This is a genomic window from Commensalibacter communis (genome assembly GCF_947179015.1).
GTDB lineage: Bacteria > Pseudomonadota > Alphaproteobacteria > Acetobacterales > Acetobacteraceae > Commensalibacter > Commensalibacter communis.
This window is the reverse complement of sequence record NZ_CAMXCM010000004.1, coordinates 113,993-135,117: the sequence shown is the minus strand read 5'-3', so window position 1 is coordinate 135,117 and position 21,125 is coordinate 113,993. Positions and strand designations below refer to the sequence as shown.

The following is a 21,125-nucleotide window of genomic DNA, read 5'->3' as shown; positions in this document are numbered from 1 at the left end:
CTAGACACAAATATAACTACGACCTATATTTTTCTTGGTTTATCATAAATCAATGATACTAACGTGAAATTTAGTATTATATCTATCAATGTCTTATACGACGTTATATATTTAAAAACGTAAAAAATCTAATATTCTTTTAATATTGGATTTTGTTATTTATAAATAATTATTCATTACTGTAATTATATTTAAAAATCGATTTTTTATAATTTAATGTTAATTGCTCTTAAATCACTAATTTTATGATTACCGATTTTATTCATGTAAATTATAATAAGTCTGAGTTGGCAGTAAATGGTCAAAAATAACGACACATTAGTATTTTAAATTTCAATTTATTTTGTATAAATTAATAAGAAATAATAGAAGTACCCATGTTTGGATTAAATAATATAATCGAACAAATATTGGTATATTAATACATATTCTGTATTTTATTTAAAAATTACAGTATTAATAAATTTTTATAAATAAAAAATTATTTATGTTATAATATTAACGTAATAATATATATATTACACATCTAAATTTTACAATTAAGGATAATTTTATTATGGTATTTACAGTTAATATTAATAAGAGTTCTAGAAATACTTCCTCAGGAAATAATGGTTTATTAAAGGAAGTAAATGGTGTAAATGGTATGCCTATTTCCGTTGCTCCGGGTTTTCCAGATTTAGAAGATCAATTTAATCAGATGGGAATTACTCATATCAGGTTACATGATTGTTTTGGTGTAGGCGATATTGATAATGGGTTTAATGCGAATCATTCAAATGTTGATCAATTACTCGTTACTGTACCTTTTGATCAGCAATCTAAAGCAAAGGAATTTCTTGCTGACTATGCTAATAAAAGAACAATCTTTCCTTACGCTGCTGTTGGTATGCGTAATAACGATTTGAAGCAAGCTTCGCGTAGTCCAAATTACCGAATTACAGATGATGCAATTCGTCGTATCATGAAAAATAATGCTAGCGTTAATCCTGGTAACCTTCAACGAGAAATTATGTTCCGTATTGGACGTACACTTGATGGCGGCTATGAGGTTCCAGAAAATTTTGATATTTATGCCTTTTTGGTGTCTAGATTGGTAATGCGTTATTCTATAAACCATAAAGGCATTGGTTTACCAAGAAAAGTCACTTATTGGGAAATCTGGAATGAGCCTGATTTGACCTTTTTTTGGAATAACAATTCGCCGCAAGTGTATTATGAATTTTATGCGAAGATAGCCAAGGCCATTAAAGCGGTTGATCCAACCGCAAAAGTAGGTGGCCCAGCTGTTGCTTATGGATATAATCCTGGTGGCGCCTACATCGATGGGTTGCTCAATTATTGTCAAACAACAAATACTCCCATTGATTTCTTTTCTTGGCATTATTACAATAGTTCACCACAAAGCATTATCGACGCTGGGAACTATATTCAAGATACTTTAAATAAGCATGGTTTTAGTAACCTTGAGAGTTTTTGTACTGAATGGAATTCTACTCCTACAGGAACAGTGAATAGCTTTACAAAACTGCAATCAGCTCAAAATGCTGCATTTTTGACGTCTATATTAACGTGTATGCAATATACTAAAATTGATAAAGCTTATTATTATCGTGGCGATGGAGCTGCTTTTGGATTATTTAATGATCAGGCTAATCCTAAGAGACCACAAAATAAAAATTTTTGTACATACGCTGCACAAGGGTTTAACTTATTTACCCGTATGTTTGAAACACCCTATATTTTGACCCAAGATAATGATTTTAGTACTGGATTAACAACATTAGTTGCAGAAAACGAAGTAGGGAATAAGATTAATATTTTAGCTTCTAATTTTGAAATGGACAGCAATTTTGTTGAACCTGCATTTCCACCTAATGGATATTCTTTGTATTCACAATATTATTTAGATTCAAATAGAACAACTAATCAATTAGATGATGATTGGAGTAAGGCTCATTGGTTTGGAGGTGTTGATCCAAGGACTATTATGTATAATAATGAAGTACCTCAGAAAGAGTTAGTGCCTCAGTTGCCAATTAGTGAAAATTTACCTCAAAAAACGATAGACTATGAGCAAAGTCGTATGGGGTTGACGGTTAATATTGCAAATATTCCTGAAAATTATAATGATTATAAAATAACAGCATATCGTATCAAAGAAGGTGGTCGTCTTGATCGTATGACACCAGAACAAGTAACCACATCTATAGATAGCGCTCTTATCGATCGTGTGTTAACGATTACGGATGTGGGGGCGACTTCATCAACGGTAACTTTATACACTGTAGAGCTGATTAATTAATCACAATACTATTTGTTTCAAAAACTTGAATATAATTTTAAGATTACGATATCTTATTTCTTAAAAATATGAGGGATAAGATATCTTCTCTAGTATTAACTAGGCTAAATATTACCCTGACTTTTGCTTGTTTGTTTTATTAAGGTTGAAAATATTTAATAAAAATTGCTAACCTTGTAGAGATATTCTCTGGCAATATAAAACGATCAAAAAAGTAATTCTGTGTCTTATTTAATTTGTTTTCGATCAATATATCATGATAATCACCCATTAGGCCATTAATCGTTGCTAGATATTGAAAAACTTGATGATGATAGGGAGATGAGTATAAAACATCAAAGGTTCCGTAAAGGGCAGAGAACATACTCATTTGTTTTCGTAAGGTATGGAATTCATGTGCCGATAAGGTCGAATTTTTCTGAATTTGCTGTTGAATAAATCTGACATTTTTATGGAGGGCAAATGTAAAATCTGCGAGGTCACATGGAAAATAACGATAGGCTTCACGCTTTAAGAAAGATAATCCTTGCTCATTCCATAAACTATTTAACAGGATAGCATTTGGAATCACGATACTACTTTTATCGTTCTTAAATCCATCTTGTATCAGTCCCAGCAGCCCTGTGATATTACCAAGTAGGAAAGGGCGTTTATGTCGTGCATCAAAGCCACGGTAAGCATAGCATAAATGTTTAAATTTAGCTCGAACCATTTTGTAGATTACTTTATTTTCCTCAGTGATTTTACTTGAGGTACATAGACCCCGTATAATTTTTGGAAATTGTTGATTTATAATACCTTCTAGCCATAGTTGACGGCTTATCATAAAGCTTTCTATCAATTGCTTTTGTGTATATTCAAATGTGATTTTGTTGGGTAATGTAACGTCAAGATTAATCTGATCATCAACACAAATCATATCATAAAGTTGATTGCATTGTTGTTCTGAGAAGTGAAAACGTTCGAAATCAACAATTTGTTTAGCTGTGATTGGTGCTTTTGTTTTTGGCATGATGCAAGATCTTTATTGCTTTGAATTTTATAATAGTGATGATTAGTTCGGAAAATATTTGTTGACGTAGTTTTGTAAAGGAATAGATATTTTAACCTGATAAGCAATGGAAATCCACATGAAACCGCATCCCCATCCTGCCAGAACATCGCTAAACCAATGTGCGCCCAGAGCTAGTCTAGACCATCCAATCAGAAGGGTGCCGATAATAGCAATCCATAAGAAAGATTTTCTGTAAGAAGAAATACTATAACAAACCAGTAAGAATATAAGTGAATTTACTGAATGTCCACTGGGAAAACTATAGCTGAGTGCATGAGTCAAGGGTTCATCAAAAACAGGACGTTCCCTTCCAACAAGGATCTTTAACGTTGTAAAAACTATTCTACACGATCCCATAGTTGCAACCACCCATATGGCTTCATAGATGCGTTTTTTTAGCCATAACCAGATCCCTAATAACAAAGTCATAGCAGTAATGATTACAAATGAACCAAGTTTGGAAATCATTCTAACTAGTGCTACAAAAGGATTCGTGGGGGACAATATAAAGATGTTGTTGAGGCTAGTATCTAACGATGTCAATAGGGCAATAATAATGGCTATTCCAAATAAGATTATGCCGTTTAGAAAAAGAAATTTATAATGAAAAGACAATCGTTTGCCCCAATAAAAAATAAAGGTTAGATAATGTCTTTTATCATATTCCAAACGATTTGATAGACTTCTTCATAAGGAAGTGTTGCATCAACGTCGACAATGTAAGCTCCTCTAAAGGAAAGTTTTGGGGTTACTTCAACTTTTGCTTTGAGTAATTCGTAATCATGATCTTGTTTGCGTGCAAATGCCGTGTCAACATCAATGTTTAACCGAAATATAATATCGGGTTTAACAGATGCCATTCGATCATAAAGTTTATATTCCCATTGAACCAGCTTGGATATGAACCAATTCGTGGTGTGTGCTGCGGACAATCCGGGGCCATCATAAAAACCATAGATCGTTGTTTGAGGATAGCGATCTGTAACGACTAACACACCATTTTGGCGGGCTTTAGTCATTTTTTTAAAATTATAATATCGAATGCAAGAAAACAGAAAAATAACCAAAGCGGTTAGAACCCCTGGAATCTTATTACCTTTTTTACGTGCAGTTGTCGCTTTTTTTTCGATAACACGATCTAGGATGGGGCCTATATATTTTATTTCTCTGATTCGTCGACCAATATTCCCTGATCCTTGCCCTAAATAGCAACGTTGGGTTGGGCGTATTTTTGATAAAGCACTGGTAATTTCTAAACTTAAGGTAGATTTTCCTGAACCATCACAACCAATAAAGGCGATCAAAGGGGGTAAATGCTTGGGGGAATTTTGATACGACATATATAATTTTCTAAAATTAAAGAATTTGCAGGACACCATATAATATGGATTTCTTATTCACAATAGGATGTCAATGCATATTCTCCGAATTATTATGATAGTTTACATTAAGTTATAAATAAGAGTTACATTATGGATAACACAACTATTAAAAAATTGAGTTATAATTGTTCTTGCCGATAAATCAAATCAAATTTTATCGTAATTTATTGTAATATACAAATTATTAAACCAAAGATTTAGAGAAACAAAATTTATGAAACAAAATGTAAACTTGCCAATAATTGCGATTATAGGAGCTGATGGCTCTGGAAAGTCAACAATTTGCTCAGAATTAATGACATGGCTAGAAGGGCGTTATCCTGTACGCTTATGCCATTTAGGGCGTCAAACAGGAAACATTGGTCGTATGATCGCTAAGTTACCATTCTTGGGTAAAAAATTAGATCATAAAATAGCAGGTAAAGCGAATAAGGCACGTTCGGACAAAGGACCAAAAGCGGGGGTTGCGTGCATTATGTTTTTATTATCTTTAAAGCGGGTCTATCGTTTTTATAAAATGTTGCGATTAAAGAAACAAGGCTTTTTAATTATTACAGATCGCTATCCCCAAATATCGGTCATTGGTGGGTTGGATGGGCCTGATTTAACAATTGATCATCCTGATAACATCATTTCACGCTGGTTGACACAATGGGAACGTCGATTATATCGTTGGATGGCCGATCATAAACCCGATCTTGTGATTCGGTTGAATGTCGATATTGATACCGCAATGAAACGTAAGCCCGATCATCGTTTATCTTCGATGGTTAAAAAAATTGAGTCCATAGAGAAACTTACATTTAATGGGGCGCCAATTATCGACTTATATAGTCATAAACAGCCCCTAGAAGAGATCATTCAGGAAGCAAAAAATGCTATTCGTGAGGTTTTAATCAAAAAGCCCTAGTAATTTGGTTCATAAACTGGCATTGAACGGCGGAAGACACCTCGTGTTTTATTTTGTGTTGGATCCGCTGTCTGCGAAACGGGCATATTAATGCCCATATCATATTTTCCTGTACGTCGCTTGCTATTAACCCATCCATCTGTGCCATTTATTTTTTGCGAACGTTTTGTATAGTGGTCAGGAATCAATGCAGCTGGACCATTTTTCTCGTTTTTAGCTTGTTGTGCTGAGTTAGATTGTTGTTGACGTGCTTTTTCTGCTGCTTGTTTTGCAAAGGGCGAAATGTCATCGGAGCTTTGTTGAGGATTCAAATGTGTATCTTTGGAAGTAACCACAGAGGGGGGCGGTGGGCCGTCCTTATGATGATGACGTGCGAAAGCAGGCTGATTACTATTCATAGCAACTGTGATCGTTCCTAAGAAAAATATATATACAAAACGCTTTGTTGTGAACATAATTACCGATACCTAGTTTAGTTTTTGATGCTCTGATATGACAATAAGATCATCAAATTATGGCAATAAATCGATTTTCTAAAAAATAATATTGGTTCGGAACCCAAGGACAGTTGCGTCTTTATACGTGCTTCTTGTGGCAGAAACATTATGAAAATATTCAAAAACAGGCATAATCATAACACCGCGATAAACAGCGATACTGTAATTTGCTTCAAATAGCATACTATTGGTTTGAATCCCTGGCGCACCATTGATTAAACCGCCAAAGATACCATTCGTTTGCGTGACCAATCCATTATTGATCTGATATTGTTGTGCTCTGCTAAGCCCTCTTGGAACTGTATAGTAAGTCATCATCAGCCCAATTTGGTCATAGGGTCTGGCATGCCAGAAACCACGATCTAATAGCCCTATATTATACAAATCCTTATAGTTGGCAGTTAATGGAGAATCGTGTCCCCAATTGGCAATAACATATAGTCCATGATCTTTGACTTGGTCATTACGATAAATCATTTGTCCAAGCATAACCCAATATTGGCTAGTATGATCTTTTTTACCTGACCCTGTTGCTTTGCTGGACCATGTTTCGAATTTACTGGTATCCAAGCCTGCACCGATGCGAATATAGCCATTCAAATGGTTTTTGCCAAAGTTGGAGTTATATCCAAACTCTATAGGAACATATGCCCCTGTTGCCGCTTTGACCCCCCATTTGAGGCCTGTCGGGCCGCCTTTCCCTGTTCCCCAAGGCGAGCTCTCATAAGCGCCAAATTGGAAATAGGTTGATTTCGAAATATTATAATGTATTTGCGCCCCCCAAACCGTGCCAGGCCATGGGCTGAATCCTTGCTGAGATTGAATACTTCTGGGTTGTCCGCATGTAGCAAGTAACATAAATTGACAGGCAAAAGGGCTAATGGCAAAAGTATTTCCAACACTATCTCGACCAAAGCGGATTTCAACTTTATCATCCCATAGCTTTTGTAAACCATAGAGATAATTCATATGCAAGACACGGTCATAACCACCGCCATAGATTTCTTGGGCTTGCATTTGCGAATCCCCAACATAGTCGCTGCTGGCATTACGCCCAGCTAGATTTAAAACCATGGCATGAGTGGAGAAGCCTTTCCAACCAATTATTTTTTCCCAGTCCATGTCAATTGAAAATGCAATTTGGTGGGCATAATCTGCCCCCTTTTTTTTGCCACCACGCACAACCCCTGCGGTTTCAGTGAGCCAGCTTAGACCTAATTGGATCCCATATTGGTCTAAATATTTATTAACACCGCCCAAGAGCAATTCTTGAGAAGGATTAATATCTGGATTTGCCTCTGGATTATTTAAAGCAGAAGGTTGATTGGGCGTATCGTCTCTTGTTTGAATAAGTTGATCTAATTGTTTGTCTTCCTTTTGGTGCAATTCCGGTTTAGCAAATGCAGAAGCGCAATAAGACGCTGTAACAAAAGAGGTGCTTATATAAAATATTATGCGAGAATGTTTTATAATTTTATTAACCATCCAATTAATCTTATACCTTTCTGATTGAATAGATTGAGCAAAGAAGACAATTCTATTATCATGATAAAAAAGAAACACTCTATCATAATTTTTGAAAAAGTAAAAAAAGCTAACTTTTGAAGTAATGCGTTAATAAATGAAATTATAGTTAAAGCAAAGCGTTTTTATATAAAGTTTTTTCTTTTACATAAACAATCTGTTACTGTGAATAAGATTATAATCACTATTTTATTCTGAAATAAAAACGAATTAATATGCTTGAGGATTAATTATGAACCGTTGTGTTTTCTTGGATCGTGATGGTGTAATTAATATGGATACAGGATACCCATGTCGTCAATCTGATCTACAACTGATTGATGGGGCTGGCAATGCAATTGCACGTCTGAACCAACAAGGATTTCTGGTGATTATAGTGACCAACCAATCTGGAGTAGCGAGGGGATATTTTACCGAGCAAGATGTACATCAGTTTCATCAATATATTTCGCAAGAATTAAAAACTTATCATGCTCATATTGATGCGTTTTATCTATGCCCTTACCATCCTGACGGAGTGATAGAGACTTATCGTCAAGACCACCCTGATCGGAAACCCAATCCAGGAATGATTGAGCGTGCCTGCCAAGAGTGGTCGATAGATCGAGAACGCTCTTTTTTAATTGGAGATCGAGATACAGATATAGAGGCTGCTAAAAATGCCAATATCCAAGGATATTTATTCAGCGGTGGTAATCTTGACCATTTTGTTCAAAAGATTCTACAAGAATTTTAGTGTCAATCCAATCAATCCCAAGGTGCTTTTTTAGAAAATTGTTCCACAAGGTAATCAATCATCACTCTGCTTTTTAAAGGTACATAGTCAGAAGGCGGATACATAATGTATAACGCAGCGTCTTGAATGGTTGGATGATCGAGATCAAGTGGAATAAGCTGTTTATCGGCCAGCTCTTGAGTTAATAAGAATTTCGGAAGATAGGCGATGCCTTGACCCATGATGGCGGCATTTTTAAGCATCTCGCCATTATTGGCAGTGAATGAGCCATGAACATGAATATTATGCTCTCCATTTTTACCAAATTTCCAATAAGATCGGTTCATAAGAGTGCCTAGACTATAGAGCAAACATTGATGTTCAGAGAGTTCTTGGATTTGTGTTGGTTTCCCGTGCCGTTCTAAATAATCGGCTGAGGCACATAAAATAAACTCAATGGGTGCCAGTTTTCTTGCTTTGAGGGTGCTGGACACCATTTTTCCTATACGTAAAGAGAGATCCCAGCCTTCTTCGACCAAATCAACGATACGGTCATTTAGCCCAAGTTCAATAGTAATATCGGGATATTGCTTGTAAAACTCGATCAGTAAAGGGGAAAAATGCTGTAACGTCAATGAAAGAGGGGCATTAATTTTCAAATGACCTTTTGGATTAATATGTTGTGCAGTAATGGTTTGCTCAATAATATCAATATCTGAAAGAATTTTATCGCAGCCTTGGTAAAATAAAGTGCCAGCTTCTGTTAAAGAAATCTTGCGTGTAGTTCGGTGTAATAGGGTGCAATTTAATCGTTGCTCTAGTGCATTAATATGTTTGGTGACCATCGTTGGCGACAAGTGAAAGGCTCGTCCTGCGGCGGAAAAGCTGCCCGTATGGACGACTTTAACAAAGATTTGCATGCTGGTAATACGATCAAGCATTTTTTATTTCACACTCATAGTTTATAATCTTTTAATAAAAAGAGGTCTTTTCAAAGATAAAGAACTCTTTATAGTCGATTACAATAGATTAAAATATAGTTTGAAATATTAAGCAAAGGAAAAAATTATGAAAAAAATTATTGCAGCGCTATTTAGTGCAACCGCTTTATTTTTAGCAACAGAAGGTGCCTATGCGGTTTCTGCTCAGCAAACAGGATCTGATGTTGTCAGCACGATTCAGGATGTTAAAAATGGCAACTATAAGATTGATCCTTATCACACTCAAATTATATTCTCAGTCTCTCATTTCGGATTTACGAATTATTCAGGTAATTTTTCGGATATTGCGGGCTCATTAAATTTGAATATTCACGATGTTAGTAAAAGCAAATTAACGATCGAAATCCCTATTCAAAGCATTCAAACAACCAGCACAAAATTGACCACAGAATTAAAAGATCCAAATTGGTTTGATGCAGCAAAATATCCAACAGCGCATTTTGTCTCGACGAAATCTGTTAAAACGGGAGATAAAACTGCAGATGTAACAGGGAACTTGACTCTGCATGGTGTTACTAAACCAGTCACATTACATGTGTCTTATATTGGGGCAGGGATTAATCCATTAAACAAAGCCTATACCGTTGGGTTCCAAATTACAGGCAAAATTAACCGTGGCGATTTCGGAATTATGACCTATTTACCCAAAGTTGGAAACGAGGTCGATTTAAACATTGCTGCTGCTTTTGAGAAAAAATAATAAAATATGATGTAATGATGATAATAAGTTGGTATTAATTGCCAACTTATTTTGCTTTGTCTAATATCAAGATAAAGTTTATAGGAATATAAATAATGAAAACACTTATATTGTTTATATTCAACACATTAAAAAGAATTATAGATTTTGGGATAACAATATTAAAATCATTATTGAGGTGAAAATTTATACGTTTTACTTTGATTTTAATATGTGCTTTTTATTCATATGCGTGGTTGTTCCCATCGTTAGAAATGCAATTATTTTCGGGGGGTTGAAAAAGCCTGTAAGAATCGAGAAAATTGTCAAATTCATCTTCAAGAAATTATGCCTTTTCAATGGGATAAGGCATATTTCTTTTTGGAAGAAAATGGATATAGTAATTATGATATTAAATCCATCACAGGCACCAAGGGCGATTTTGACCTTGGGAGAAGGGATGTTCTGATTTTATTTAAATACCACAATCATCTTGTAAAATATCAAATTTTTGAAGTTTACGATCATGCTGATCTGAAATTTTCCTTCTCTTTATGGGGAGGGGTGAATAAGACCGTTGCAATCGGCTTCATGATGGGAAAATCATCATTAAATGAGTTGCATTATTCGGGGGATATTAATCAATTTAATGATACTGTTTATATTAAATATTATGAAATAACACCCGACAATGATTTGCTTGATGCTGGATGTGATACAGACAAATATTTTCAAGGCACGATAAAAACTTGTTTTTTAGGTTTTACTAATTTGAAACAAGTTTATCTTGAGAAACCATATAATAAACAAGAGTGAAATTGAATTATATTGGAAATGATATATGAAACATGTAACTATTGTTTTCTAACATAATTGAGTTAGTAAGATTATTTTTTATGAGTTCTTTAGTTTGATTGCAGTAACAGCAAGAAATGGTCATATAATAAAATTCTCTAAAAATTTTATTATTTCTTTATTTGGACTAATAGGTCTTTTTATCGTCTTGTTCGTGGGATTTTTAATCTATATATGGTCATCTAAACCCTTTGAAGACTACCTATATAATGCTATTCATCCCCAATGTTTTCAACAACCAACCTGTAAAATTAGTTTACATGAATTAACACCCTTCGTATGGGATCAAGCGTATATTTTTCCACGAGGGGATGCTTATAGCAATCAAGCTATTCAAAAAGTTACAGGGGTTTCAGGTGATTTTCAACGCATTAATACACTAGCTATTTTTATGTATCATCATCGGCTGGTGAAGTTTGTCTTTTTTGATCTTGTTGAATATGACGATAATTTTAGAGCAGATCCCCCTAACGATCATTATTTCCATGTTGCGTCTGGAAGAGCAGATTATTACGAAATAACATCCAAAAATGATTTCTTTTATGTATCATGTCACTATCAATCCCGACCTTTTTATGGAGAGTGGAAAGAATGTTTGATGGTACCAGCTGATAAGACACAGTTACGTTGGTTTGACCGAAGTAGAAGTGAAAAATAAAGTTTAATTGTCATAAAAGAAAAGGCATTGTAACAACAATGCCTTTTCATCGATCTTAGTATGCTTTAAAAAATTATTTCAAAACTGCAACCAAGGATTTTTCAAGAATTCCAAGAGCTTCATCTAAGATATTATCTTCAACCGTTAATGGCACCAAGACACGAATAGAATTCGCGAAAAGACCACAAGTTGCCAACATCAGACCATTATCTCTGGCATGACCTGCAAGGGTTTTGGTTGTATCCGCATCAGGTTTACCTTCAGCATTTAAAATATCAAATGCAAGCATTCCACCACGGTGGCGAACTTCACCAATACGGGTAAATGCACCGCCTTTAGCTTTTAACCCATTCAGGAATGCAGCAATTTTTTTACCAAGGTCGTTGCTGCGTTGTAAAAGATTTTCTTCTTCGAAAACTTCTAATACAGCCAAAGCAGCAGCAACAGCAACTGGGCTACCGGCATAGGTTCCACCCAATCCACCAGGGGAGACACTGTCCATAATCTCAGCTTTACCAACCACACCAGACAAAGGATAACCACCAGCAAGACTTTTTGCTGTGGTCATAAGATCTGGTTCAATGCCGAGTTGTTCCGTTGCAAAGAATGTACCAGAACGTCCATACCCAGATTGTACTTCGTCACAAATGATTTTAATGCCATGTTTGTCGGCAATTTCACGAAGTTTCTTCGCAAAAGAAGGCGGCATAAAGTGGAAACCACCTTCACCTTGGATAGGTTCAAAAATAATGGCAGCAACATCTGTTGGTGCAATATCGGTTTTGAAGAGTTTTTCCAAAGCAATTAATGATGCTTCTTCTGTAACGCCAAAGCTTTCAACAGGGAAAGGAATACGGAAAATACCACCAGGCATGACCCCGAAATCTTGCTTATAAGGGGCAACTTTACCTGTCATTGCCAATGTATAAATGGTACGACCATGATACCCAGCATCAAATGCAATCACACCGAAACGTTTTGTTGCAGCACGAGCAATTTTAACTGCATTTTCAACGGCTTCTGCACCTGTTGAGAAAAATACAGCTTTTTTATCTCCTGAAATTGGTGCTTTTTCACACAGTTTTTCTGCCAAGGTAATAATATTTTCAAAGCCAACAACTTGAGTCGCTGTATGAGAAAATTTATCAACTTGTGCTTTGACGGCTGCTGTAATCTTTGGATGAGTATGACCTGTATTTAATACACCAATACCCCCAATAAAATCGATATAGCGGTTGCCCTCTACATCCCAAATTTCAGCATTTTTTGCACGGTCTGCAAAGAAAGGAAAACCAATAGCAAAGCCTTTTGGCATTGATTTTTCTTTACGTTTCATTAAGTCAGAATTCTTCATTTTTTTCTCAATTAGCTAATATTCACGCTTGCCCACGAAGAGCAAGCTGTTTGTATAGCGTTTCTTTTTAAAAAATACCATAATTATGAACGGCATCTTCATCGCTTGGAACCGCTGGTATAGAGTCCCATAACTCGATGATTTTACCGTTTTCGACGCGCCATAGCTCAAAATAAGCATGACGTGCGCCAGCAATCGATCCTTCTGAATGGGTCAACACAAATTGACCATCAGCAACAGTACGGTGGATTTTATCGTAATGTAATGCTGATCCATCGGCTTTCAGTTGCTCAAGGAAATCAATAACGGGTTGAACACCATCGCCAATATCTGGGCTGTGTTGATAGAATGTTTTCCCATCACTATAGCGTTCAAAACCGCTATAATCGCCACCGATTAGGGTTTCAGTAAAGAATTTCTTTACTAACTGGCGATTTGTGTCACTATCTACTTTTGAATCGACTTCGGTTGGGCCATCCAGTTGAGTGCGTCCACTGATGTTTTTTTCAGCTTCTGCAACTAAACCATCCCAATGTTCAACGATTTTACCATTTTCTACACGATAAATATCAAATCCAACCAATGGGTTTTCATCAAGCCCGACAAAACGACCATGTAAAGCGACCAGACCATTATCGTCACCCAATACACGGCTGACTTTATAGTCCATGTCAGGACAACTTGCGACAAGTTCTTTTAAACCAGGGATGCCATCAGCAACCAATGGAGAATGCTCGATAAAATCTGGTGAAAAATAGAGTTCAAGCGCTTTGATATCTTTATCAGAAAACAACATATTATGTGCTTTTAACACTAATGCTTTATTTTGTTCTTTCGACATTCAAAAAATCCTAGTCTTCGTTAGAGGCCATGACATGTTTAACACGTGTATATTCTTCCAGACCGTATGAAGATAAATCTTTACCATAGCCAGAATGTTTGAAGCCACCATGAGGCATTTCACCAACCAAAGGAATATGGGTGTTAATCCACACAGTTCCGAAATCTAGATCACGTGATAGGCGTGTTGCACGTGCATGATTTTTTGTCCAAACGCTAGATGCCAATCCAAATTCAACGTCATTGGCTTTGAATACACCGTCTGCTTCGTCTTTAAAGCTTTGAACGGTAATGACTGGACCAAAGATTTCTTTTTGAATAACTTCATCATCTTGTTTTAGATGGCTGATAACGGTTGCTTCGAAATAGAACCCTTCACGATTGCCTGCTTTACCACCAGCTTGGATTTTCGCATGAGGAGGCAAACGATCAATAAAGCCTTGGACATGCTTTAATTGGTTTGCATTATTTAATGCACCATAAAGCGCATCACTGTCATCAGGAGAACCAAATTTTGTTGCTTTGGCTTCTTTGGCTAATAATTCAAGGAATTTATCATGAACAGATTCTTCGACCAATACGCGTGTTGCAGCCGTGCAATCTTGACCTGCATTAAAGAACCCTGTCATGGCGATATGAGCGGCAGCTTTTTCAAGATCAGCATCAGCAAATACAACAACAGGTGCTTTACCACCTAATTCAAGATGTGCACGGGTCAGGTTTTGTGCAGCAGATGCAGCAACAGCTAGTCCAGCGCGAACAGAACCGGTAATAGAAACAAGTGCTGCTGTTTTATGAGAAACGATTTGTGAACCTGTTTCTGCTTTACCAAGAAGGACGTTAATCGCACCAGCAGGGAAAAATGGTGCTGCGATTTCAGCAAGTAATAGGGTGCTTTCTGGTGTGGTGTCACTTGGTTTTAAAACTACAGTGTTCCCAGCAGCCAAAGCAGGAATGATTTTCCAAATAGCCATCATTAAAGGATAGTTCCAAGGCGCGACTTGTCCAACAACGCCCAGTGGTTCACGACGAATGCTGGAGGTCAATCCATGCATATATTCGCCAGTTGATTTCCCTTCTAAACAACGTGCTGCACCTGCAAAGAAACGGACTTGATCGGCAGAAACGGCAACTTCTTCAGAAGCGATTAATGCTTTGATTTGTCCTGTGTTACGGCTTTGTGCTTCAACAAGTGCATCGCTGTTTGCTTCGATTGCATCAGCCAGTTTCAATAATGCTTTTTGACGTTCAGAAGGAGTGGTTCTGCCCCAGATTTTAAATGCTTCTTTTGCAGCTGCGTATGCTGCGTCTACTTCTTCTTGAGTAGCTATTGGGGATTGCGCAATTACTTTGCCCGTTACTGGGCTGATTAAGTCAAAATACTCAGAAGATTTAGCTTCAACAAATTTCCCATTAATAAAATGTTTTAATTTTGTTACGCTCATTTAGGGATTCCTTTAATTATAGTTATTTAAACCAAACTCAGATTACCATTGGTATGGATATGTTCAAAATAAACAATTTATGATTAACAAAGAATATTATTTAAATAAAAACATTTCATATGAAAGTAAGAGGGTTTAATTGATGGTAAATGCAAGAATAGGTTGATAAATTATTAAAAACAAATTAGTTTTTTCATTTATTTAAAAATTGCCTTCTACAAATTGATTTTTCGTTATGTTTTGTGAATATTATAAAATCAATTTGATTTTTATCATTTATGTTATTTTACGACTCTAAATTACTAATAAAATAATACAACCACACTGTTATTAATTGCGCAATGATTTCTGAAATTGCTTGATACTCAATCATTTTAAAAAGCAAGCTGTTAGGCTCTGACGGGGTTGATGATAAATTTCACAAAAACGATGCGTAACCAAGAGATTATGGAGTAATGAAGTAAAGATAAAAACTCATAATTTGCGTTATCTTACTCTAATGCCTTGGAATTAAAACCCATATACAAAACCCAGCCCAAAAAAGAACGGTTAAAAGGATTTGCTTGTCATAAATGACAACATCGGTAGGAGATTCCCCATCTCTTAACGTTTCTACGATAAACCAATACCGAAATAATCCAAACATAACAAAAGGAATAGTAACAATCAGTTTAGATTGAACAGTCATTACATACAAGCTGTAAAAGATAATCGCTGAGGTTGCAGACATTTCGGCAAAGCGATTGATGAGCGTAACAGAGTAATGACTCAGCACGCCTCTGCTTTGAGAGCCGTTTTGGATTAACTCTTGTCGGCGTTTGATAGAGGCTAAATATAAAGAAAGACTGAGCGTTGTAACAAACATCCAATTGGATACTGGCACATTAAGCGCCACAGCCCCTGCATATACTCTTAAGACAAACCCAAAAGCGACAATAAAAATTTCAATGACAGGTTCATGCTTTAATTTAAAGCTGTAAAGAAGATTTATAGCGATATAAACAATGATAACATTAATGACTTTTGGAGTTACAAACCACGCTGCGAATAATCCAATATATATTGCGCCTAGTAACAATATTGCATTATTGACAGAGATTTCCCCAGAGGCAAGAGGACGTTTTTTTCGTTTTTCTGGATGGGTTTTGTCCTGTTCTATATCATTCAAATCATTGACGATATAGACAGCCGAGGCTGCTAAACAAAACAAGAATGCAGCAAAAATCACATGATATACTGAATATAAATGCAAAAATTCCTTGGAAAAAATTAAAGGTGCAAAAAGGAATATATTTTTAACCCATTGTTTGGGTCGAATTAATTTTAACAATCCTGTGGCTGTATGCTTGGTTGTGTGTTGCGGACTGTTCATCAGTTATCTTTGTGAGGAAATAGTTAGGGGCTTTGTATCTTTGAATATAACATATTTAGAAAATAAAAAACCACCGATAAGGCATGTGCCTGAAAAAACAATTAACGTTATTAAGCTGGGAATATGAAAGTGGTCAGCGATATATCCTGTTAACAACGACAGGCTGCCAATGAAAATAAAAAAGGATATATATTTCGCCATTGTTACTGATGAATTGAATGTCCATCTAGCATTGAGGAAAATATTACAACTGGTTGAGCAACAAAAAGCAATAAAATTTGCAATCATTTGTAAGTTGTGAAATCTGTAAAAAATAAGAAAAAAAACAGCCCAATGAACTGAGGTATTAATTAGCCCTACAGCAAAATAACGCATAAATAAGCGAGTGAACTCTCTATAATTTGCTATATTCATTTAAATTTAAAATCATTAAAATATGACCGATCATCACGGTAAATGAAAAAAAAAGGGGATTTTTCAAGTTCAATTTTTGTTAAAAACAAGGAAAATTAATAGTCAAAGTATGTCACAACAAGATATTTAGTCAGAAGATCAATAAAGTATTTTTCTTATTTAAAATTATATAGAAATTAAAATAATTTCTATTTTCTATCATATGAATCATTTGATAATCAATTTTAAAAAGGAAACATTTCTTTTATAATGAGTATGTTTTGTATAAAGTTTTATTATCAGTACATTATTTGAAAAGGATAATAAAATGAATTTAGACAAGGATTACTTTTTAAATAAATATAATTTAATGCTTCCTCATTCTGAAATTGTTAAAGCAATGCCTGACTTGCCAAAAGGCAAAGCATTAGATTTGGGATGTGGTGGGGGCAGGAACAGCTTATATTTGGCTCAACAGGGTTTTACCGTAGATGCATGGGATCATAATGAGAATAGCATCAAAAAGCTAGATACAATTTGTGTCAATGAATCTATTGATTCGATTATGACCAGAGTGGTTGATTTAAATGACCTCGAATTTTCAGGTCAATATGATGTGATTATATCAACCGTAGTTTTCATGTTTCTTAATCCAAAATCTATTCCAAATTTAATTGGGAACATGCAAAAATCGACCAAAAAAGGGGGGTATAATCTAATTGTTTCCGCAATGAATACAGAAGATTATCCATGTAATCTTGATTTCTTTAATTTTACTTTTAAACCCAAAGAATTATCTTCATATTATCAATCTTGGACAATAAAGAAATATAACGAAGATACAGGTCTGCTACATAAAACAGACGAGCAAGGCAACCGAATAGAGCTGCGTTTTGCGACCCTTTTAGCGCAAAAAAACTAGCGATTATATTAGAAATGGCAGTGTTTTTTTATTTCACTGCCATTTTATGGTTAATTCTTTTTAATGATATCTTTTGTATTTTGAATATCTTCTGGCGTTAAAGCATGTGCATGATTGCCCCAGTTGGTACGGATATAATTAATCACATCAGCCGTATCTTTGTTGGTTAATACCCATTGATATCCTGGCATTGAATATGGCAAGTGATCTTGGGTCACAGGGGTTTTTCCACCCTCTAAAATAACGCGGACTAAAGTTAATGGATCTTCACTATTGACCGTTAAATTCCCTTGTAGCGGTGGGATGACATGGCTATTGCCTTTGCCATCCATGCCATGACAGGTTGAACAATAGCGCATATACATAAACTCACCATTATTTTGAGCTTTTGCTTGTCTGGTATTGGCTTGGGTGACTGCAGAAGCAGCGTGATGATTACCATCGATATCTGCCAGATAAGTAGCAATTGCATCAAGGTCTTGGTCAGTTAAATATTGTGTGCTTTCGCTCACCACCTCATCCATTGGACCAGCAAGTGCTTTATGTTCGCTGCGGCCTTTTTTCAATAAATCAATGGTTTCTTGTTTTGAAAAAGGTAAATTACGTAGTGACGGCGCATACCAGCCTGCAAGCTGCGCACCACTAAGATAACTGCCTTTTTGTTCATCAAAGCTCTTTTCTTGCATGCCATATCCACGTGGCGTATGGCATGTACCGCAATGTCCAGGGCCTTGAACCAAATATGCACCTCTGTTCCATTGTTCACTTTGATCGGCGCGAGGTTGGAAACGCTTGTTTTCAGTATACATTGCATTCCAAACAGAAATTGGCCAACGTATGGATAAAGGCCAAGAAATATCTGATGGGCGGTTGGGAACGGCTTGGGGTTTAACATCGTTCATTAAATAATCATATAATGCCCGCATGTCCTCATCGCTTAATTTAACATAAGAAGGATAAGGCATCGCTGGGTAAAGATGACGACCGCCTTTGCCGACCCCTTTACGAACAGCGCGTACAAAATCGTTATAGTTCCAGTCGCCAATCCCATTGGTTTTATCAGGGGTGATATTTGTGGAATAAATATTGCCCAAAGGGGTTGGGAATTTTACGCCTCCTGCCAACTCTTTGCCATTAGGGGCGGTATGACAAGCACCACAATCACTGGCACGGAACACATATTCACCTTTGGATATGGTTGGGTTAGCATGGGCAATACTGGGTAATGCCATCAAAAAAAGGATTGATAAGCGTTTCATGATTACCCTTTCATCTTATGAAGTTCATTAACAGCGCGCCATCCTTGGTCAATGGCAGCATGGGCATAAGGTGCCCAATCTGAATCAGAATTGGCAATCGTAATACGCCCCACAGGCTTACGTGCTGTTTCGATGATTTTTTGTGCGCTATCTTCATCCGATTCAGACAAACCACTATAGGTATAAGAATATCCATGCGCCCAACGATTGACCGTAATGGCTTGAATGTCTTTGGTATGGTCGAAACCAGCATCACCAAACATACCCTGTAATTGTTCACGGATCATTTGTTCATGCACTTCAAACGGTGTTCCTAATAAAAATGCACGCCCTTTACGAGACTGTTCACGAATGCTGAGACCACTGCCTGGGAATGTTGGGACATAAACCATATGTAAACAAATCGGTTTTTTCGGATCTCTGGGATGTTGATATTCACCCATATCAACAGGATAATCCAGCTTTACGCGACTGTAAGGGGCAGCAACGGCATAGATTTCATGAACGCCTTTTTTAATGAAAGGTTCCCAATTACTGATGATAACTTTGGTGTACACTAATGGGGCTTTAACATTTTGTTTCAAAGCCTCTTTTTGAGTCTCTGGCATTTCTGGAACAATATAAGGAATCATCATATTATAGCCAGCCATTACCAAGTGACCGCCTTTGACTTTGTGCAGTTTTCCTTCTTTAAGATAGGTTACTTCTACGCCATCAGCAACGTTTTCGGCATGAATACCTGTGCTGCTTAGTCTTAATCTGACAGGATTTTCTGGTTTATCAAGTTGGCTGTAATCGAATTTAGCTGTAACAATGCTTTCCATTGTATCGCCTGGCGCAATCGCTGGGATCAAGTGACGAACAATCGAACGTGCAAGCCCCGCATTGCCATCTGGGAAGTGATAAATATAAGGATCTTCTAAATCAGCGAGGTCATCAGGATCCATAGGAGGCAAATTCATCCCATCAAATCCAGGTAACGCACAAAGACGAGCATCACTACATGAAACACCGTCAATCCCAATGGCTTGGAAATCATTGGTTCGTTGTTGGAAATAACGAATAGCACTGTCGTTTAATTTGACTTTGTCTTTTAGGAACTGTGTATAGCTGTGTTTATCAAGCCATGCGGTTTTCTCTTCAGGGCTCATCCCTGGCATATAGTCTTTATTTTCAGTGTGAAGCGCAATAAGTGCTTTGCGATCATCTTCGCTTAATGGAAAATCATTAATAAAGTCAACAATATTGCGACCATTTAAGCGGTCTGGTGGAATATCATCCGAGACTGCTCGACCTGGGTCGCCAGCAACAATTTTATCAACACCAAAATTTTTCTTATCAAAATAAACACCACGACTGAGGTTCAGATCAGGATAAAAAGTTTTATCAAAATCTTTTGCCATTACATCGACATTGATATTTAATTCTGCAATCAGTTTTTTGACGATATCACTAAAATTATGTTGTGGAGATTGAAAAGATTCACTTCCCCCATATCCCAAGATCATACGGTCGCTGGTATGAAATTCGTTTCGCTTGGCATGCCCGCCAAAATCATCATGGTTATCAATTAATAAAATCTTGCTGTCTTTGCCTTGTAATTGCTGCCAAAAATAGGCAGAAGCCAAGCCGCTGAGGCCAGCACCAACAATCACAAGATCATAATTTTCTTCAATAGGTAGGGTTTTTGAATTAAAATGCTCACCCTCACGTGCCAATGCGTGCGCACCTTCAAAAGAACCAGGGTGGTTGCCCCTCAATCGCGTTAGTGTAGGGGGATAATAAAGTGTTTGAGTCGCTGTTTGGGCTGATGCTTTTAATATTTGTGCAGGAGCCATTCCCGTAACAATACTAATTGCCACACCATTTAAAAAATCACGTCTTGTGACAGTCATTGATTAAAGCCTTATATATTTTGTTTCATTATTTTTTCTATACCATAAAAATATAGATATTAAAT

General features: G+C 36.4%; 20 protein-coding genes. 7 read left to right on the top strand and 13 right to left on the bottom strand.

Features of this window, described 5'->3' with window-relative positions; genetic code table 11:
• Positions 1-556: 556 nt before the first annotated feature.
• Positions 557-2,305 (top strand): GH39 family glycosyl hydrolase, encoded by a 1,749-nt coding sequence (locus tag PQG54_RS08720; protein ID WP_271790060.1) that lies wholly within the window; start codon positions 557-559, stop codon positions 2,303-2,305.
• Positions 2,306-2,444: 139 nt separating this feature from the next.
• Here PQG54_RS08720 and PQG54_RS08715 read toward each other — a convergent pair whose 3' ends face one another.
• The 3 genes from PQG54_RS08715 to PQG54_RS08705 all read right to left on the bottom strand — a co-directional run bounded on the left by PQG54_RS08715 (position 2,445) and on the right by PQG54_RS08705 (position 4,699).
• The gene (locus tag PQG54_RS08715) at positions 2,445-3,317 is read right to left on the bottom strand and encodes a hypothetical protein (protein ID WP_271790059.1); all 873 of its coding nucleotides are present in this window, start codon (positions 3,315-3,317) and stop codon (positions 2,445-2,447) included.
• Between the two features lie 42 nt (positions 3,318-3,359).
• Complete coding sequence (locus PQG54_RS08710; RefSeq protein ID WP_271790058.1) at positions 3,360-3,827, bottom strand: phosphatase PAP2 family protein; 468 nt, start codon at positions 3,825-3,827, stop codon at positions 3,360-3,362.
• A 173-nt stretch (positions 3,828-4,000) separates the two neighbouring features.
• The gene (locus PQG54_RS08705; protein WP_271790057.1) at positions 4,001-4,699 is read right to left on the bottom strand and encodes a dTMP kinase; all 699 of its coding nucleotides are present in this window, start codon (positions 4,697-4,699) and stop codon (positions 4,001-4,003) included.
• A 256-nt stretch (positions 4,700-4,955) separates the two neighbouring features.
• Between PQG54_RS08705 and PQG54_RS08700 the strand changes: the two genes are divergently transcribed.
• Positions 4,956-5,651, top strand: coding sequence for a nucleoside/nucleotide kinase family protein (locus tag PQG54_RS08700; protein ID WP_271790056.1), 696 nt, complete (start codon positions 4,956-4,958; stop codon positions 5,649-5,651).
• Here PQG54_RS08700 and PQG54_RS08695 read toward each other — a convergent pair.
• Entirely contained in the window at positions 5,648-6,106 is a 459-nt protein-coding gene (locus PQG54_RS08695) for a hypothetical protein (protein WP_271790055.1), read from the bottom strand. The two genes, PQG54_RS08700 and PQG54_RS08695, sit on opposite strands and share 4 nt — an antisense overlap.
• A gap of 78 nt (positions 6,107-6,184) precedes the next feature.
• Entirely contained in the window at positions 6,185-7,633 is a 1,449-nt protein-coding gene (locus PQG54_RS08690; RefSeq protein ID WP_271790054.1) for a carbohydrate porin, read from the bottom strand.
• A 271-nt stretch (positions 7,634-7,904) separates the two neighbouring features.
• Here PQG54_RS08690 and PQG54_RS08685 point away from each other — a divergent pair, with 271 nt between their 5' ends.
• On the top strand, positions 7,905-8,408 hold the full coding sequence (locus tag PQG54_RS08685) for a D-glycero-alpha-D-manno-heptose-1,7-bisphosphate 7-phosphatase (RefSeq protein WP_271790053.1): 504 nt from the start codon (positions 7,905-7,907) through the stop codon (positions 8,406-8,408).
• An 11-nt stretch (positions 8,409-8,419) separates the two neighbouring features.
• On the opposite strand, the gene PQG54_RS08680 is transcribed toward PQG54_RS08685, so the two are convergent.
• Entirely contained in the window at positions 8,420-9,328 is a 909-nt protein-coding gene (locus tag PQG54_RS08680) for a LysR family transcriptional regulator (protein WP_271790052.1), read from the bottom strand.
• Positions 9,329-9,455: 127 nt separating this feature from the next.
• Between PQG54_RS08680 and PQG54_RS08675 the strand changes: the two genes are divergently transcribed.
• The 3 genes from PQG54_RS08675 to PQG54_RS08665 all read left to right on the top strand — a co-directional run bounded on the left by PQG54_RS08675 (position 9,456) and on the right by PQG54_RS08665 (position 11,580).
• Positions 9,456-10,088 (top strand): YceI family protein, encoded by a 633-nt coding sequence (locus tag PQG54_RS08675; protein WP_271790051.1) that lies wholly within the window; start codon positions 9,456-9,458, stop codon positions 10,086-10,088.
• A gap of 327 nt (positions 10,089-10,415) precedes the next feature.
• Positions 10,416-10,883, top strand: a complete 468-nt coding sequence (locus tag PQG54_RS08670; RefSeq protein WP_271790050.1) for a hypothetical protein — start codon at positions 10,416-10,418, stop codon at positions 10,881-10,883.
• A gap of 94 nt (positions 10,884-10,977) precedes the next feature.
• Entirely contained in the window at positions 10,978-11,580 is a 603-nt protein-coding gene (locus tag PQG54_RS08665) for a hypothetical protein (RefSeq protein ID WP_271790049.1), read from the top strand.
• 73 nt (positions 11,581-11,653) lie between these two features.
• On the opposite strand, the gene PQG54_RS08660 is transcribed toward PQG54_RS08665, so the two are convergent.
• From PQG54_RS08660 to PQG54_RS12455, 5 genes are all read right to left on the bottom strand, one after another.
• Complete coding sequence (locus PQG54_RS08660; protein WP_271790048.1) at positions 11,654-12,934, bottom strand: aspartate aminotransferase family protein; 1,281 nt, start codon at positions 12,932-12,934, stop codon at positions 11,654-11,656.
• A gap of 67 nt (positions 12,935-13,001) precedes the next feature.
• On the bottom strand, positions 13,002-13,775 hold the full coding sequence (locus PQG54_RS08655; RefSeq protein WP_271790047.1) for a nuclear transport factor 2 family protein: 774 nt from the start codon (positions 13,773-13,775) through the stop codon (positions 13,002-13,004).
• Positions 13,776-13,785: 10 nt separating this feature from the next.
• Positions 13,786-15,219, bottom strand: coding sequence for a gamma-aminobutyraldehyde dehydrogenase (locus tag PQG54_RS08650; protein WP_271790046.1), 1,434 nt, complete (start codon positions 15,217-15,219; stop codon positions 13,786-13,788).
• Positions 15,220-15,715: 496 nt separating this feature from the next.
• On the bottom strand, positions 15,716-16,591 hold the full coding sequence (locus PQG54_RS08645; RefSeq protein WP_271790045.1) for a decaprenyl-phosphate phosphoribosyltransferase: 876 nt from the start codon (positions 16,589-16,591) through the stop codon (positions 15,716-15,718).
• A gap of 3 nt (positions 16,592-16,594) precedes the next feature.
• Complete coding sequence (locus PQG54_RS12455; RefSeq protein WP_369334817.1) at positions 16,595-16,966, bottom strand: GtrA family protein; 372 nt, start codon at positions 16,964-16,966, stop codon at positions 16,595-16,597.
• A 346-nt stretch (positions 16,967-17,312) separates the two neighbouring features.
• Here PQG54_RS12455 and tehB point away from each other — a divergent pair, with 346 nt between their 5' ends.
• Positions 17,313-17,906 carry a tellurite resistance methyltransferase TehB gene (gene tehB, locus PQG54_RS08640; RefSeq protein ID WP_271790044.1) on the top strand — a complete coding sequence of 198 codons (594 nt, stop codon included), beginning with the start codon at positions 17,313-17,315 and terminating at the stop codon, positions 17,904-17,906.
• 50 nt (positions 17,907-17,956) lie between these two features.
• On the opposite strand, the gene PQG54_RS08635 is transcribed toward tehB, so the two are convergent.
• Both PQG54_RS08635 and PQG54_RS08630 read right to left on the bottom strand, forming a co-directional pair.
• Positions 17,957-19,165, bottom strand: coding sequence for a cytochrome c (locus PQG54_RS08635; protein WP_271790043.1), 1,209 nt, complete (start codon positions 19,163-19,165; stop codon positions 17,957-17,959).
• A gap of 2 nt (positions 19,166-19,167) precedes the next feature.
• Positions 19,168-21,060, bottom strand: a complete 1,893-nt coding sequence (locus tag PQG54_RS08630; protein WP_271790042.1) for an NAD(P)-binding protein — start codon at positions 21,058-21,060, stop codon at positions 19,168-19,170.
• Between the last annotated feature and the right edge of the window lie 65 nt (positions 21,061-21,125).

What these genes read in the sequence shown, in the direction of transcription:
- PQG54_RS12455 (WP_369334817.1), bottom strand. Translation starts at nt 16,966, where the DNA reads ATGCGTTATTTTGCTGTAGGGCTAATTAATACCTCAGTTCATTGGGCT.
- PQG54_RS08715 (WP_271790059.1), bottom strand. Translation starts at nt 3,317, where the DNA reads ATGCCAAAAACAAAAGCACCAATCACAGCTAAACAAATTGTTGATTTC.
- PQG54_RS08645 (WP_271790045.1), bottom strand. Translation starts at nt 16,591, where the DNA reads ATGAACAGTCCGCAACACACAACCAAGCATACAGCCACAGGATTGTTA.
- PQG54_RS08680 (WP_271790052.1), bottom strand. Translation starts at nt 9,328, where the DNA reads ATGCTTGATCGTATTACCAGCATGCAAATCTTTGTTAAAGTCGTCCAT.
- PQG54_RS08720 (WP_271790060.1), top strand. Translation starts at nt 557, where the DNA reads ATGGTATTTACAGTTAATATTAATAAGAGTTCTAGAAATACTTCCTCA.
- PQG54_RS08710 (WP_271790058.1), bottom strand. Translation starts at nt 3,827, where the DNA reads ATGATTTCCAAACTTGGTTCATTTGTAATCATTACTGCTATGACTTTG.
- PQG54_RS08675 (WP_271790051.1), top strand. Translation starts at nt 9,456, where the DNA reads ATGAAAAAAATTATTGCAGCGCTATTTAGTGCAACCGCTTTATTTTTA.
- PQG54_RS08630 (WP_271790042.1), bottom strand. Translation starts at nt 21,060, where the DNA reads ATGACTGTCACAAGACGTGATTTTTTAAATGGTGTGGCAATTAGTATT.
- PQG54_RS08655 (WP_271790047.1), bottom strand. Translation starts at nt 13,775, where the DNA reads ATGTCGAAAGAACAAAATAAAGCATTAGTGTTAAAAGCACATAATATG.
- PQG54_RS08650 (WP_271790046.1), bottom strand. Translation starts at nt 15,219, where the DNA reads ATGAGCGTAACAAAATTAAAACATTTTATTAATGGGAAATTTGTTGAA.
- PQG54_RS08670 (WP_271790050.1), top strand. Translation starts at nt 10,416, where the DNA reads ATGCCTTTTCAATGGGATAAGGCATATTTCTTTTTGGAAGAAAATGGA.
- PQG54_RS08700 (WP_271790056.1), top strand. Translation starts at nt 4,956, where the DNA reads ATGAAACAAAATGTAAACTTGCCAATAATTGCGATTATAGGAGCTGAT.
- PQG54_RS08660 (WP_271790048.1), bottom strand. Translation starts at nt 12,934, where the DNA reads ATGAAGAATTCTGACTTAATGAAACGTAAAGAAAAATCAATGCCAAAA.
- PQG54_RS08690 (WP_271790054.1), bottom strand. Translation starts at nt 7,633, where the DNA reads ATGGTTAATAAAATTATAAAACATTCTCGCATAATATTTTATATAAGC.
- PQG54_RS08685 (WP_271790053.1), top strand. Translation starts at nt 7,905, where the DNA reads ATGAACCGTTGTGTTTTCTTGGATCGTGATGGTGTAATTAATATGGAT.
- PQG54_RS08705 (WP_271790057.1), bottom strand. Translation starts at nt 4,699, where the DNA reads ATGTCGTATCAAAATTCCCCCAAGCATTTACCCCCTTTGATCGCCTTT.
- tehB (WP_271790044.1), top strand. Translation starts at nt 17,313, where the DNA reads ATGAATTTAGACAAGGATTACTTTTTAAATAAATATAATTTAATGCTT.
- PQG54_RS08695 (WP_271790055.1), bottom strand. Translation starts at nt 6,106, where the DNA reads ATGTTCACAACAAAGCGTTTTGTATATATATTTTTCTTAGGAACGATC.
- PQG54_RS08635 (WP_271790043.1), bottom strand. Translation starts at nt 19,165, where the DNA reads ATGAAACGCTTATCAATCCTTTTTTTGATGGCATTACCCAGTATTGCC.